Below are 12,885 nucleotides of genomic sequence, written 5' to 3'. Positions count from 1 at the left end.
CTGCTGGGATGGGGAGATCTTCTCTTACGCGCCGTCCGACCCAGCGTCCAGCATGGCCGACGCCACCACGCCGGCATCGATCCGATCGGCCGGCACATCCAGCACGATCACGCCGCGCCGCAGCACGATGGCCCGGTCGGCGATCGCCAGCGCCCGGGGCACCACCTGCTCGGCCAGCACCACCGCCGCCCCCGACTCGGCGAGCCGGCGGATCGCTGAGAAGACGTCGTCCAGCACCACCGGGGCGAGGCCGATGGACGGCTCGTCCAGCAGGATGACCCGGGGCTCGGCGATGACGGCACGGGCGATGGCCAGCATCTGCTGCTGCCCGCCGGACAGGGTCCAGGCGGCGGCGGCGCGCCGTTCCTTCAGGACCGGAAACAGCTCGAAGACCCGCTCCTGCGCCGCGTCACGCACGCTCGGCGAGCCGGCCGCCGCCACGTCCAGGGTCTCGGCGACCGTCAGGCCCGGGAACAGCCGCCGTCCCTCCGGGCACCAGCCGATACCGGCGCGCACCCGCTGCTCCAGCCGCAGGCGGGTGACGTCCTCGCCGTCCACGCGGATCGTGCCCGAGCTGACCGGGTCGGCGCCGGCGACCGCGCGGATCAGGCTCGACTTGCCGGCCCCGTTCGCCCCCATCACCGCAACCACCTCGCCGGCGGCGCAGGAGAAGGTGGCCTTGTCCACCGCCACGCCCGCGTCGTGGGTGACCGTCAGGCCGTCCAGGTCCAGGCGCTGGCTCATCAGGCGGCCTCTTCCCCGAGATAGGCGGCGACCACCGCCGGATCGGCGCGCACATCGTCGGTCAACCCGGCCGCCAGCACCCGTCCGGCATCCAGGCAGACCAGCCGGTCGGCGATCGGAAGCAGGAAGTCCATGCCGTGCTCGACCACGACCACGGCGATCCCCTCGCCGGCCAGCTCGCGCAGCAGCACGGCGAGATCGGCCCGCTCCGACGCGCTGAGACCGGAGGCGGGCTCGTCCAGCAGCAGCACGGTCGGGCCGCCGGCGAGCGCCCGGGCGATGTCCAGCCGGCGCCGGTCCGCCGGTCCGAGCGCATGGGTGGGGCGCCGCGCCATCTGCGCCAGCCCGACCCGCTCCAGCGCGGCCATGCCTTCGGCCTCGGTGGTCGCGGCGGACACCGCCTCCAGCACGTCCAAGCCGACGGGGATCTCCGGATGTTGGAAGCCGCGGGCGAGGCCGAGTTCGGCCCGGGCCCGCGGCGGCTGGGCCAGCAGCGGGATGGCGTCCAGGCGGACGATGCCGCCATCGGCGTTCTCCAGCCCGGTGACGATGTTGAGCAGGGTGGTCTTTCCGGAGCCGTTGGCGCCGATGATGCCGGTCACCTCGCCCGCCCGCGCGTCGAAGCCGGCCCCGTCCAGCGCCTGCACCCCGCCGAACCGCTTGACCAGCTTCTCGGCGCGCAGCACCGAGATCTTGCGGCCCTTAGCCCGCCGCGGCTCCGGCACCGGGCCCGGCAGATCGGGCAGCACCTTGGCCACCAGCCCGTCGATCCCCTTGGGCAGCAGGATCACGGCGGCCAGAAGCATGACGCCATAGGCCAGCAGGTAGGCCTGCTCCAGCCCGCGGAACACCTCGGGCAGCGGGATCAGGATGGCCGAAGCGATCACCGCCCCCCAGGCGCTGCCCCGGCCGCCGACCACGGCGATCGCCAGCAGCGTGACCATGACGTCGAACCGGGCCACGGCGGGCGAGACCACGCCGAGGCCCAGCGCCTGGAACCCGCCGGCGAAGCCCGCCAGCGCGCCGGCCACGGTGAAGACCAGCAGCCGGGCGCCGACCGGGTCGAGGCCCAGGGCGACGGCGGCAAGCGGCGCGTCGCGCAGGGTCGCCAGCCGGGCCGCCCGGCCCGAGGCGGTCACCCAGCCGAAGACGGCCAGCGCCAGTGCCACCCCGCCCCAGACAACGGCGAACAGACGCCAGCCGTCGCTAAGGTCCAGGCCCAGCACCGTCAGCGGCGGGATGCCGTAGAGCCCGTTCGCCCCGCCGGTGATCTCCAGGTTGGTCACCGCCAGCAGCACGAGCTGGGCGAGTCCCAGGGTGGCCAGCGCCACGTAATGGGACTGCAGCCGGGCGATGGGGATCGCCACCAGCGCCCCCGCCAGGGCCGGCACGACGATCGACAGGCCGAGCCCGGCCAGCGGTGGCCAGCCCCATCGGACCGTCGCCAGCGCCAGGGCATAGGCGCCGACCGCGAACAGCGCGCCCTGGCTGAGCGCCAGCAGGCCGAGCCGGCCGAACACGAGCTGGAAACCGATCGCGGCGATCGCATAGGTGCCGACCAGGGTGGCGATCCGCAGCGCGTAGTCGTCGCCGGCGCCGACCAGGGCACCGCCGGCCGCCAGGAGCAGGACCGCGTAGAGAATGGCCCGTCTGTTCACCGCGACCTCACCTCATGCCCGCCGGCCCTCGGCCTCGCCGAACAGGCCCTGGGGACGGAACATGAGCAGGGCGAGCACGCCCATATAGAGCAGCGCCTCGGCCACCAGATAGGAGACGGCGGCGGCGACCAACACCTCGAACACCGCGATGAACAGGGCGGCCAGCGCCGCCCCCCAGATCCGGCCCCAGCCGCCGACGACCACGGCGATATAGGCCTTGAGCATGAAGGTCGCGCCATCGGTCGGGGTGACGAAATACTGGTTGGAGAGCAGCAGACCCGCCCCGCCGGCCAGCGCCCCTGCCAGCGCGAAGGTGGCGCCGACGGTGATCCGCAGATCGATGCCGCAGGCCCGGGCCATCTCCGGATCCTGGGCCGCCGCCCGCAGCCGGCGCCCGAACCGGGTCCGGTGAAGCAGAATGTGAACGGCGGCGCAGAGCACGCCCGCCACCGCGATGGTCGCGAGCTGCTGGTAGGACAGGGCCGCGCCGAGCAGCTCGACCATGCCGCCGCCCACCAGCGACGGACCGACCCGCGGCTGCGGCCCGGCCCCGAGCGTGATCGCGTGCTGCAGGATCAGGCCGACGGCGATGGTCGAGATGAAGACCGAGACCGGCGGGGCGCGGCGCAGGGGCACATAGGCCACTCCGGCCAGCACAAGTCCGGCGACCGCCATCACCGCCAGGACGGCCGGCAGCAGGATCAGCCCCGGCACCGGCAGCCCCTCCGGCAGCAGAATCGCCAGCGCGACTGCCGCGAATCCGCCGGCCATCACCAGGTCGCCATGGGCGAAATTGACCGCGCCCACGGCATTGATGATCAGCACAAAACCCAACGCCGTCAGCGCGTAAGCCGAGCCGAGAGCCAGGGCCGTTGCCAGGAGCTGAAGCGACGTTTCCACCATCGTCGCATTATACCAGCGCGCGATGGGTCAGCGGATACCGTCAACATTGTCGTAGCGCTTCTTCACCGACGGCACCCGCGTCTGCCCGTCGTAGCACAGGATGATGGCGTCATGGGCCATGTTGCCGGTGCCGTCGGACACGTATTCCATGGCGAGGCCCTGGTAGCGGTGGCCGGCCAGCCAGTCCTTCACCTCGGTCGCCGTCCGCGCCCCGCCGGCCAGGGCGGCCAGCACCATGTTCATGCCGTCATACTGGGCGAGCGCGAAGGCGTCGGGCTCGGCCTGGAACCGCGCGCGATAGGCCTTGGCGAAGGCGGCCAGTTCCGGCGCATTCTCGGAGACCGGGGAGGACGCGCTCTCCGCGCAGACGCCCCCCAGAGCGGCCGGTTCGACCAGGGCGGCGGTGGTCGGCTGGTGCAGGGCCGATCCGGCGACGATCGACCCCGAGAACCCGCGCTCATGAGCCTGGCGCACGGCAAGTGCCGTCGGCCCGGAATGGAGCTGCAGCAGCAGGCCGTCGGCCCCGGCCGCGGCCACCCGTTCCAGCGCCGGCACGAAGTCCTTCACGCTCGGGTCGACCGCCTCCTCCAGCACCGGCTCGACCCCGAGATCGCCGAGCACCCGGACCAGCTCCTCCCGGCCGCTCTGGCCGTAGGCGGTGGTCTGATACAGGATCGCCGGCTTCTCCATGCCGAGCTCTTCCACCGCGTAGCGCGCCTGGGCGACCTTCACCACCGCGTCGGTCGGGAAGAAGCGGAACACCACGTCGTGGCCCAGCTCGGTCAGCTTGGCCGTGCCGGACACGGTGATGAGCGGCACGTCGGCCCGGTCGGCGATCGGCGCCATGGCCAGCATCTGGGTCCCGAAGATCGGAGCGGCGATGGCCACCGGCTTCTGCCGGTCCAGTGCCCGGCGCAAGGCGGTCACGGCGACTTCCGGCGAGGTGGCGGTGTCGGCCACGTCATAGGTGACGGCGACACCGTCCGGGGGATTGTCCAGCGCCAGCACCGCCCCGTTGCGCTGGGCGGTACCCTCCAGCGCCAGGAAGCCAGTAATCGGCACCAGCACGGAGACCGCGAACGGCTCGGCGGCCCGGGCGGCCTGGGCGCCGCCGGCGAGGATCGCGGCGGCGGCAGCGAGACCGGCGAGGGATCGGACGAAGGGCAAAGGCATGGCGTTCACTCCTCCGGGCGGCGTTCCAGGGAGGGTTTGAGCGCTCGGCGTTCTCGAAAGGGGGTGATCGACAACCGCCGTGACGACTCCCTCCGCCGGCGCGACCCGGTTCAGGTTCGATGGGTTTGATCTCAGCCCCCGCAAGGAGGCACCCCAGCATCACTCCGCCACCATGGAGGCGCTCGGCCCACCCTGTCAATCGGTGCTGAGATGGTAAGACCGGGAGGCGCAAATCCGGTTCCTTGTTCGGCGACATCTGCCATTCTCGGCCCCATGTTGCGCGAGGCGATCGACTGGCTGTTCACCCCCTCCCTGCCCCTGGCCCGCAAGTCGGGGCATTTGGGGGAGTTCGTGGCGATCGCCGCACGGCGCCGGCGCAATGCGTCGGCCTGGGCCGGGCATGAGGCACGGTCGAAGGAAGCAGTGGAACGGGCTGGCCTGGCCGCCGATCCGGACGGGACCGCGCTGATCCTCGGCGCCGGGCATGCGAACGACGTGCCGCTGGAGGCCCTCTCGGATAGGTTCCGGGCGGTGATCCTGGTCGATCTTGCCTTCTCCCGGGCCACGCGACGGCTGGCCCGGCGGCTCGGCAATGTCGTCTGCCGGACCCATGACGTGACCGAATGCCTGGACGCCCTGTCCGAGATCCGCCAGCCGACCGCCTGGCTCGACGACCCGTCCGTCACCTTCGTCGCCTCGGTCAACCTGATCTCCCAGCTCGCCACCGTTTCCACCCGGCACCGCGACGATGCCGAGGCCGAACGGATCGCCCGCGCGCTCGCCGAGGCGCATCTGCGCTGGCTGTCCCGGTTCGCCTGCCCCGCCTGCCTCATCGCCGACCAGGAGATCGAGATCGTCGACCGGGACGGCAGCGTCACCGCCACCCTCGACCCGAACAAGGGGGCCCGCCTGCCCGAGGCGGACGAGCACTGGATCTGGGACATCGCGCCGCGGGGCGAGATCGACCGGCGCTACGCGGTCCGCCACAAGGTGATCGCCGTCGATCGCGTAAACCGCTGACCAGCCATGCGAAAATCACGATTGTGACGGATCCGATATTGCCGGATTACAATAGGGCGTTCCCGGCCGAACCAAGATTGATGCGCCGGCGCTCCTGGGGGCATATCCTACTGCGATGAACCATCTTCGTGCGGAGACCACCTCCGCCCCGGATTTGCGTCCGGCCACCATCGCCGACATACCGGCACTGCTCGAGATCGAGGCCGCCTGCTTCGACGGCGACCGCCTGACCCGCCGCAGCTTCCACCACATGCTGACCCGCGCCAAGGCGAGCCTGTTCGTCGCCGAACGGGCGCCCGGCACGCTGCTCGGCTACGGCCTCGTGCTGTTCCATGCCGGCACCGCGCTCGCTCGGCTGTACTCCATCGCCGTACGGCCCGAGGCGGCCGGCGCCGGGGTCGGCACCGCGCTCATCGAGCATGCCGAGAAGGTCACCCGCGACCACGAATGCGTCGCCCTGCGCCTGGAGGTGCGGGCCGACAACGCCGCCGCCATCGCCCTGTACGAGCGGCTGGGTTACCGCCGGCTGCGGGTACTGCCGCATTACTACGAGGATGACGGCGACGGCTGGCGCTACGAGAAGCGGCTGCACTGGGTGCCCGGCGCCAACGGCCCGCAGATCCCCTACATCCACCAGACCACCGACTTCACCTGCGGGCCGGCCAGCCTGATGATGGCGATGGCCGCCCTGAAGCCGGGCTCGGTGCCCGATCCGGACGAGGAGCTGCGGATCTGGCGCGAGGCGACCACCATCTTCATGACCTCCGGCCATGGCGGCTGCGGGCCCCGCGGCCTTGCCCTGGCGGCCCATCACCGGGGCTTCCGCGCCTGGGTCTGCATCAGCCAGGAGGGCACCCTGTTCATCGACACCGTGCGCTCGCCGAAGAAGAAGCAGGTGCTGCAGCGGGTCCAGGCCATGCTGTCCCAGGATCTGAGCGATGCCGGCGTGCCTGTGGACGTGACCCGGACCACGCCCGACGACCTGGAAAAGGCGATCGCCGAGGGCTGGATCCCCCTGCTGCTGGTCAGCTCCTACCGGTTCAACGCCGAGAAGGCGCCGCACTGGGTGGTGGTCACCGGGGTGGACGACCAGTTTATTATGGTGCACGACCCGGATATGGACGAAGACCTGTTGAAATCCGACATGGATTGCACCCATGTGCCGATACCGAGATCGGCCTTCACCTCCATGACGCGGTTCGGGCGGTCGCGTCTGCAGGCGGTGGTCTACATCGCAAACGGAGAGGCGTGAGTGACACAGCCCGTCGTTCTGATTGACCGGCCGAGCGACCTGCCGACCGCGCCCGAAGGGCTGCGGGTGGTGGCAACCTCCGACTACCTGACCGATCCGAAATCCGCCGGCAAGGGGCCGGTGCGGATCATCAACCTGTCCCGCGACCTGGTCTATCTGGGCCGCGGCTACTATGCCTCCCTGCTGGCCGATGCGCGCGGGCACAAGGTGCTGCCGACCGCGGCGACCATCCTGGCGCTGAAGGACCGGGGCCGGGTCTGGACCGGCGTGCGGGCGGTGGAACGGGTGCTGCTGCGTGCCCTGACCCGCATGAAGGAGGCCCCCGAGGCCTCCTTTTCCATCGATGTGTATTTCGGCCGGACCTCGGACCCGCGCTTCGCCCGGGTCGCCCGCGAGGCCTTCGACCGGTTCCGCGCGCCGATCCTGCGGATCAAGGTGACCCTGGACGCGACCTGGGGCTTCTATGTCCGCACGGTCGGTCAGCGCACCATCGACGAACTGCGGGCCGACGAGCACGAAACCTTCGCCGCAGCCTTGGACGCCCACACCCGCCGCGAATGGCGCGACCCGTCGGCCAAGCGGCCGGTGCGCCATACCCTGGCGGTGCTGATCGACCCGAAGGAGCCCATGCCGCCCTCCGATCCCAAGGCGCTCGACGCCCTGGAGCGGGTGGGGGCCAAGATGGGCGTGTCGGTGGAGCGGATCCGCACCCGGGACTACGCCCGGCTGTCGGAATTCGACGCCCTGTTCATCCGCATGACCACCGCGCTGGACAACCCGACCTGGCGCTTCGCCCGCAAGGCCGAGGACGAAGGCATGCCGGTGATCGACGACCCGACATCGATGCTCCGCTGCACCAACAAGGTCTATCTGGCGGAGACCCTGCTGGCCAAGGGCGTGCCGGCGCCGAAGACCCTGATCCTCGACCAGCGCGGCCTCGCCAAGGCGCCGGACGAGCTCGGCTTCCCGATCGTGCTGAAGATCCCCGACGGGTCGTTCTCGCGGGGCGTGTTCAAGGCGGAGACTCCGGCCGAGCTGAAGAAGATCGCCAAGACCCTGTTCGCCGACAGCGACCTGATCCTGGCCCAGGAGTTCATGCCGACGGAGTTCGACTGGCGGGTCGGCGTGCTGGACGGCCAGCCGCTCTTCGTCTCCCAGTACAGGATGGCGCCGAAGCACTGGCAGATCTACAACCACGGCGCCACCGGCCGCGGGAAATCCGGCGGATTCGCTACCTTCGCGGTCGAGGATTCGCCCAAGGACGTGCTCGAGGTGGCGATGAAGGCGGCCAACCTGATGGGCAACGGTCTGTACGGCGTGGACCTGAAGCAGAACGACCGCGGCGTCTTCGTCGTGGAGGTCAACGACAACCCGAACATCGACCAGGGCGTGGAGGACAAGGTGCTCAAGGACAAGCTGTACGAGCGCCTGATCGACAGCTTCATCGCCCGCATCCGCGCGCGGTAGCGGGCTCACACTCTTCATTTTCCCACTCCCCGGCCTTGTGCCGGGGCCCACGGAATAGCCGCTCCCGATCTCGGAGTGCTATCGCGGGCGGCGGTGCGAACCCGGCCGTGGGCCCCGGACTAAGTCCGGGGAATGCTTGGGGGTGGGTGATGAGAGGCGCCGTCCGACAACGCCAACGCACCATCATGCTCGAGGTTTCGAAGCGCCACTTGCTCAAACTGCCCGCTGCGGCCACCATCGCGCCCCAACCAAAGCAAGAAACCGATGAGGAAGCGCCCGTGGCCCGCTATACCGTTCTCACCCCCGACGCCCAGCATGACGACGACCATCGGGTCGAGCGCGAAATCGCCGGGGGCGATGTCGATTTCATTCACTACAACACCGCCGACGCTTCCGACGTTCCGGACGAGACCTGGGAGAAGGTGGACGCCCTGCTGGTCTGGCATGTGCTGCCGATCGACCAGCGGGTGCTGTCACGGCTGAAGAACTGCAAGATCATCGTGCGCTGTGGCGTCGGCTTCGACCATATCGACCTGGCGACGGCCGGGGCGGCCGGCATTCCGGTGTCGAACTGCCCGGATTACGGTACCAACGAGGTGGCCGACCACGCCATCGCCATGATGCTGACCTTCACCCGTGGCCTGACTGCCTATCACCGCACCATGACCGCCGACCCTGCCGGCAACTTCCACTGGAACCGGGGCGAGCCGCGCCGCATCCGGCACAAGACCTTCGGCGTGGTCGGGTTCGGGCGGATCGGCACCGCCGCCCTGCTGCGGGCCAAGGCCTTCGGCATGCACATCGTCGGCTACGATAAATACGCCCCGCGCGGTCAGGAGATCGCGCTCGAGATCGAGCGGGTGGAGAGCCTGGAGGAGGTGCTGGAGCGGGCCGACGTGCTCAGCATCCACACCCCGCTGACCGACGAGACCCGCGGCATGATCGACGCCGCCGCCCTGAAGCGCATGAAGTCGGACGCGATCCTGATCAACACCGCCCGCGGCCCGATCGTCGACACCGGCGCCCTGATCGAAGCGCTGAAGAACAACGAGATCGCCGCCGCCGGCCTGGACGTGCTGCCGGTCGAGCCGGCGACCCTGTCCGACCCGCTGGTGAAGGCCTTCTCCGAACAGCCGGACTGGCTGAAGGACCGGCTGATCCTCACCCCGCACGCCGCCTTCAACAGCGCGGCCGGCCGCTATGACGCAAGGGCCAACTCGACCAAGACGATGATGCGCTACCTGGAGACCGGCGAGCTGTGGAACTGCGTCAACGGCGCGTTTCTGAAGAGGTGAGCGGCTAGCCCCGCGGCAGTTGCTCGGAATAGACAAGGATCTGGGACACCGTCGTCCCGTCCTCGGAGAAAGGGACCAGGATCGTGTCCTCGCGGACCGGCCTGCCCCTTTCGTCGAGGAAGGTGACCCGGTCATAGACCGGTCGCCGAGACCGCCGAACGGCCTCGTAATGGGCCAGCGCATCCTCCAGGGATTCGGCGTAGAACCCCTCCTCCACCAGGCGGCCGGTCGGGTTGTGCCCCCGGTTGGCGACCTCGTTCCCGCCGACGACGCGGTAGCGGTAGATCCCGATACCGTCGGGGCGGATCCCTTCCACGTCGATCAGCAGGATTCCCGGCAGGTGGCGCGGAATGTCCATCGGATCGAAATCCGAGCGGCGCGGCATATCCTGGGATCCACGCCGGTCGTTCCAGTAAGTCAGAAGCTCCCGGATCGCGGCGGCTACGGTCGCCGGCAGCGCGTCCGGCGTTCCTGCGCCCAGCGTTTCCAATTGGTCCTCCGCCGTCCCGCCCATCGCACCCCGGGGGGACCGCAATAGTGCGGGGCGGGTAAGGCGCGGTCAACTCGGCCTGCCCAAGCGCGGAACGGGATGACGACCCAATGCGAGCGCGCGTAGACTGCTCCGCCGTGCCGCCTGAACCATCCGGAGCGTCCCCATGCCCATCTCCGCCGCCGAACGCGCCCTGCGCCAGGAGGTGATCGACACCTGCATCAAGATGAACGCCCTCGGCATCAACCAGGGCACGTCGGGCAATGCCAGCGTGCGGGTGTCGGACAACCCGGAGGACGGGTTCTTCATCACCCCGTCCTCGATCCCCTATGAGGAGATCGCGCCGGAGGACATCGTCACCATGAAGCTGGACGGCACGCACAGTTCCAACCGGCGGCCGTCGAGCGAGTGGCGCTTCCACCTGGACATCATGCGCGAGCGCCCGGATTGCGGCGCCATCGTCCATACCCACGGCATGTTCGCCACCACGCTGGCCTGTCTGCGCATGGAGATCCCGGCCTTCCACTACATGATCGCCCAGGCCGGCGGCTCGACCATCCGCTGCTCGGACTACGCGACCTTCGGGACACAGGAGCTGTCGGACACCGCTCTGGAGGCGCTGAAAGACCGCAAGGCCTGCCTGCTGGCCAATCACGGCATGATCGCGATCGGGCCGAACCTGAAGAAGGCGCTGGCCCTGGCGGTCGAGGTCGAGACCCTGGCCGGCATGTACTGGCGCACCCTGCAGGTCGGCAAGCCGGTGATCCTGCCCGACGACGAGATCGCGCGGGTCGGCGAGAAGTTCGGGACCATGGGATACGGCGCAGTGGACGCCCAAAAGAAGGTAGGGACGGCATGAGCAGCGCAGGTACGAACGCCACCCTCGAGGCGGCCTATTCCGAGGCGGCGGAACGGTTCGCCGCCGCCAATCCCAAGAGTGCGGCGATCCAGGAGCAGGCCCAGGCCGCCATGCCCGGCGGCAACACCCGCACGGTGCTGCACTACCACCCCTATCCCCTGCGCTTCGCCCGAGGCGAGGGCTGCCGGCTGTGGGACGTGGACGGCCACGCATATGTGGACTATCTCGGCGAATACACCGCCGGTCTCTACGGCCACAGTGAGCCGGTGATCCGCGACGCCATCAAGCAGGCGGCCGATGACGGCTGGGTTCTCGGAGGGCCGACCCTGCTGGAGGCGCGGATGGCCGAGACCGTGGTCAACCGCTTCCCCGCCCTGGAGCGGGTGCGCTTCACCAATTCCGGCACCGAGGCCAACCTGATGGCGCTGGCCACCGCGCGCGCCTATACCGGCCGCGACCGGGTGATGGTTTTCAAGGGCGCCTATCACGGTGGTGTCCTGTACTTCTCCGGCTCGCCGCTGAACGCGCCCTTCGACTATGTCATGGGCGACTACAACGACCCCGAGGGCAGCGCGGCGCTGATCCGCGAACAGGGCGACCGGCTGGCCGCCGTGCTGGTCGAGCCCATGAGCGGCTCAGGCGGCTGCCTGCCGGGCACCGACGCCTTTCTCAACGCGCTGCGGTCGGCGACCCGGGAGACCGGCGCGCTGCTGATCTTCGACGAGGTCATGACCTCGCGCCTGTCGCCGACTGGCCTGCACGGGCTGCTCGGCATCACCCCGGATCTGATCAGCCTCGGCAAATATGTCGGCGGCGGGCTCAGCTTCGGCGCCTTCGGTGGCCGGGCCGACATCCTGGCGAAGTTCGACCCGACCCAGCCGGGCGCCTGGCCCCATGCCGGGACATTCAACAACAACGTCTTCACCATGTCGGCGGGCCTCGCCGGGCTGACCCATGTCTACACGCCGGAGCGGGCCGTCGCCCTCAATGCCGATGGCGACGCGCTGCGCCAGCGCCTGCAGAAGGCGATCGACGACCGCGGCCTGCCGCTGACGATGACCGGGCGCGGATCGATGATGGCGATGCATTCCGGGCGCACCGCCCCCATATCTCCTCCCGAGGCGGGCCAGCGCAACCGGCGGCTGGTGGATCTGATGCACCTGGACCTGATCCATGGCGGCATCTACACGGCGCGCCGGGGCATGATGGTGCTGTCGCTGCCGATGGACCGGGGCGCGTTCGACACCCTGGCCGCGGCCTTCGAGGAGTTCCTGGACAGCCGCCGGCCGGTGATCGAGGCGGCGCTGGCCGAGGAGATGGTGTGATGAGGGAGGGGGTGTCATGAGCCTGTTCGCACGTCTGGCCCGGGAAGCGGTCCGCCGGGCCGCCTCCGACCCGCGGCTGCGGGCCAAGGCCGCGGAGATCGCCGGCGAGGCGGCGCGCCGCGCCCGGCCGACCGTGGAGAATGCCGGCCGTCACATCGTGGAGACGGCCCGGGAGACGTCCAGCAGCGGCTCCTTCGCCGACGACCCGATCGGCTATGCCCGGCGGTTCCGCGCCAAGCTCCTGCCGCCGGAGGACGACAGGTCCCGGTAAATCTTCGGGCCGAATATTGAATAGATTTTAGGACAAATTTTTATCCCCACTTTCAGATCGTGAATCGAAACCGGCGTTACTTGCTGAAATTTGCGATTCACTTCGGACCATGCCATATACTTCGCAGGTCAACTGCGGAAGCCATGGCTCCATGATCAGCGGGTTGCTCGCGCCGATCTGGGATTCCCATATCGCCAGCCCGGACAAGGTCCGGATCGCGGGCGACGGCAGCAGTGTGTCGAACGAGCCGACACAGCGGCCCCTGGTCACCGGCCGCCCTGTTGGTGAGGTGGCCGAGCTGAGCGCCAGCGACAGGCTGGAATACCTCCGCGAGATCGGCCGCGCCGCCTTGAACCGCCAGCGCGGCAAGGTCATCGATATCCTGTCCTGACCCTTCAGACTCTCTGAAACCCCTGAATTTTCAACGC

General features: G+C 69.5%; 13 protein-coding genes and 1 riboswitch. Of the genes, 8 read left to right on the top strand and 5 right to left on the bottom strand.

Going from position 1 to position 12,885, the window contains the following annotated elements; translation table 11 throughout:
* Positions 1 to 24: 24 nt before the first annotated feature.
* From ACOQOP_RS21510 to ACOQOP_RS21495, 4 genes are read right to left on the bottom strand one after another with little or no spacing between them, the layout of a single operon-like run.
* Positions 25 to 744, bottom strand: a complete 720-nt coding sequence (locus ACOQOP_RS21510) for an ABC transporter ATP-binding protein (RefSeq protein WP_420563867.1) — start codon at positions 742 to 744, stop codon at positions 25 to 27.
* Entirely contained in the window at positions 744 to 2,402 is a 1,659-nt protein-coding gene (locus ACOQOP_RS21505; RefSeq protein ID WP_420563866.1) for an ABC transporter permease subunit, read from the bottom strand. Before ACOQOP_RS21505 ends, ACOQOP_RS21510 begins: the two co-directional genes overlap by 1 nt.
* Before the next feature lie 12 nt (positions 2,403 to 2,414).
* Entirely contained in the window at positions 2,415 to 3,305 is an 891-nt protein-coding gene (locus tag ACOQOP_RS21500; protein WP_420563865.1) for a branched-chain amino acid ABC transporter permease, read from the bottom strand.
* Between the two features lie 27 nt (positions 3,306 to 3,332).
* Positions 3,333 to 4,478, bottom strand: coding sequence for an ABC transporter substrate-binding protein (locus ACOQOP_RS21495; RefSeq protein ID WP_420563864.1), 1,146 nt, complete (start codon positions 4,476 to 4,478; stop codon positions 3,333 to 3,335).
* A gap of 69 nt (positions 4,479 to 4,547) precedes the next feature.
* Positions 4,548 to 4,644: riboswitch (TPP riboswitch) on the bottom strand.
* 107 nt (positions 4,645 to 4,751) lie between these two features.
* Here ACOQOP_RS21495 and ACOQOP_RS21490 point away from each other — a divergent pair.
* From ACOQOP_RS21490 to ACOQOP_RS21475, 4 genes are all read left to right on the top strand, one after another.
* On the top strand, positions 4,752 to 5,498 hold the full coding sequence (locus ACOQOP_RS21490; RefSeq protein WP_420563863.1) for a hypothetical protein: 747 nt from the start codon (positions 4,752 to 4,754) through the stop codon (positions 5,496 to 5,498).
* A 115-nt stretch (positions 5,499 to 5,613) separates the two neighbouring features.
* Positions 5,614 to 6,750 carry a peptidase C39 family protein gene (locus tag ACOQOP_RS21485; protein WP_420563862.1) on the top strand — a complete coding sequence of 379 codons (1,137 nt, stop codon included), beginning with the start codon at positions 5,614 to 5,616 and terminating at the stop codon, positions 6,748 to 6,750.
* Positions 6,751 to 8,217: a RimK family protein gene (locus tag ACOQOP_RS21480; protein WP_420563861.1), complete on the top strand. Its 1,467-nt coding sequence runs from the start codon at positions 6,751 to 6,753 to the stop codon at positions 8,215 to 8,217.
* Positions 8,218 to 8,495: 278 nt separating this feature from the next.
* Positions 8,496 to 9,512 (top strand): C-terminal binding protein, encoded by a 1,017-nt coding sequence (locus ACOQOP_RS21475; protein ID WP_420563860.1) that lies wholly within the window; start codon positions 8,496 to 8,498, stop codon positions 9,510 to 9,512.
* 4 nt (positions 9,513 to 9,516) lie between these two features.
* On the opposite strand, the gene ACOQOP_RS21470 is transcribed toward ACOQOP_RS21475, so the two are convergent.
* On the bottom strand, positions 9,517 to 10,002 hold the full coding sequence (locus ACOQOP_RS21470) for a PAS domain-containing protein (protein ID WP_420563859.1): 486 nt from the start codon (positions 10,000 to 10,002) through the stop codon (positions 9,517 to 9,519).
* Between the two features lie 166 nt (positions 10,003 to 10,168).
* On the opposite strand from ACOQOP_RS21470, the gene ACOQOP_RS21465 reads away from it, so the two are divergent.
* The 4 genes from ACOQOP_RS21465 (at position 10,169) to ACOQOP_RS21450 (ending at position 12,848) form a co-directional block, all read left to right on the top strand.
* Positions 10,169 to 10,861, top strand: a complete 693-nt coding sequence (locus ACOQOP_RS21465) for a class II aldolase/adducin family protein (RefSeq protein ID WP_420563858.1) — start codon at positions 10,169 to 10,171, stop codon at positions 10,859 to 10,861.
* Positions 10,858 to 12,186: an aspartate aminotransferase family protein gene (locus ACOQOP_RS21460; protein WP_420563857.1), complete on the top strand. Its 1,329-nt coding sequence runs from the start codon at positions 10,858 to 10,860 to the stop codon at positions 12,184 to 12,186. Before ACOQOP_RS21465 ends, ACOQOP_RS21460 begins: the two co-directional genes overlap by 4 nt.
* 16 nt (positions 12,187 to 12,202) lie before the next feature.
* Positions 12,203 to 12,457, top strand: a complete 255-nt coding sequence (locus ACOQOP_RS21455) for a hypothetical protein (protein WP_028795610.1) — start codon at positions 12,203 to 12,205, stop codon at positions 12,455 to 12,457.
* A gap of 151 nt (positions 12,458 to 12,608) precedes the next feature.
* Positions 12,609 to 12,848, top strand: coding sequence for a hypothetical protein (locus ACOQOP_RS21450; RefSeq protein ID WP_420563856.1), 240 nt, complete (start codon positions 12,609 to 12,611; stop codon positions 12,846 to 12,848).
* Positions 12,849 to 12,885: the final 37 nt, after the last annotated feature.

Origin of the sequence: Thalassobaculum sp., assembly GCF_965223715.1 — a bacterium.
GTDB lineage: Bacteria > Pseudomonadota > Alphaproteobacteria > Thalassobaculales > Thalassobaculaceae > Thalassobaculum.
The sequence above is the reverse complement of the archived record's forward strand: the minus strand, read 5'-3'. Positions and strand labels throughout refer to the sequence as shown.

Excerpts from the sequence above, each read along its gene's own strand:
- ACOQOP_RS21510 (WP_420563867.1), bottom strand. The coding sequence starts at position 744 with ATGAGCCAGCGCCTGGACCTGGACGGCCTGACGGTCACCCACGACGCG.
- ACOQOP_RS21500 (WP_420563865.1), bottom strand. The coding sequence starts at position 3,305 with ATGGTGGAAACGTCGCTTCAGCTCCTGGCAACGGCCCTGGCTCTCGGC.
- ACOQOP_RS21495 (WP_420563864.1), bottom strand. The coding sequence starts at position 4,478 with ATGCCTTTGCCCTTCGTCCGATCCCTCGCCGGTCTCGCTGCCGCCGCC.
- ACOQOP_RS21490 (WP_420563863.1), top strand. The coding sequence starts at position 4,752 with ATGTTGCGCGAGGCGATCGACTGGCTGTTCACCCCCTCCCTGCCCCTG.
- ACOQOP_RS21485 (WP_420563862.1), top strand. The coding sequence starts at position 5,614 with ATGAACCATCTTCGTGCGGAGACCACCTCCGCCCCGGATTTGCGTCCG.
- ACOQOP_RS21465 (WP_420563858.1), top strand. The coding sequence starts at position 10,169 with ATGCCCATCTCCGCCGCCGAACGCGCCCTGCGCCAGGAGGTGATCGAC.
- ACOQOP_RS21460 (WP_420563857.1), top strand. The coding sequence starts at position 10,858 with ATGAGCAGCGCAGGTACGAACGCCACCCTCGAGGCGGCCTATTCCGAG.
- ACOQOP_RS21455 (WP_028795610.1), top strand. The coding sequence starts at position 12,203 with ATGAGCCTGTTCGCACGTCTGGCCCGGGAAGCGGTCCGCCGGGCCGCC.
- ACOQOP_RS21450 (WP_420563856.1), top strand. The coding sequence starts at position 12,609 with ATGATCAGCGGGTTGCTCGCGCCGATCTGGGATTCCCATATCGCCAGC.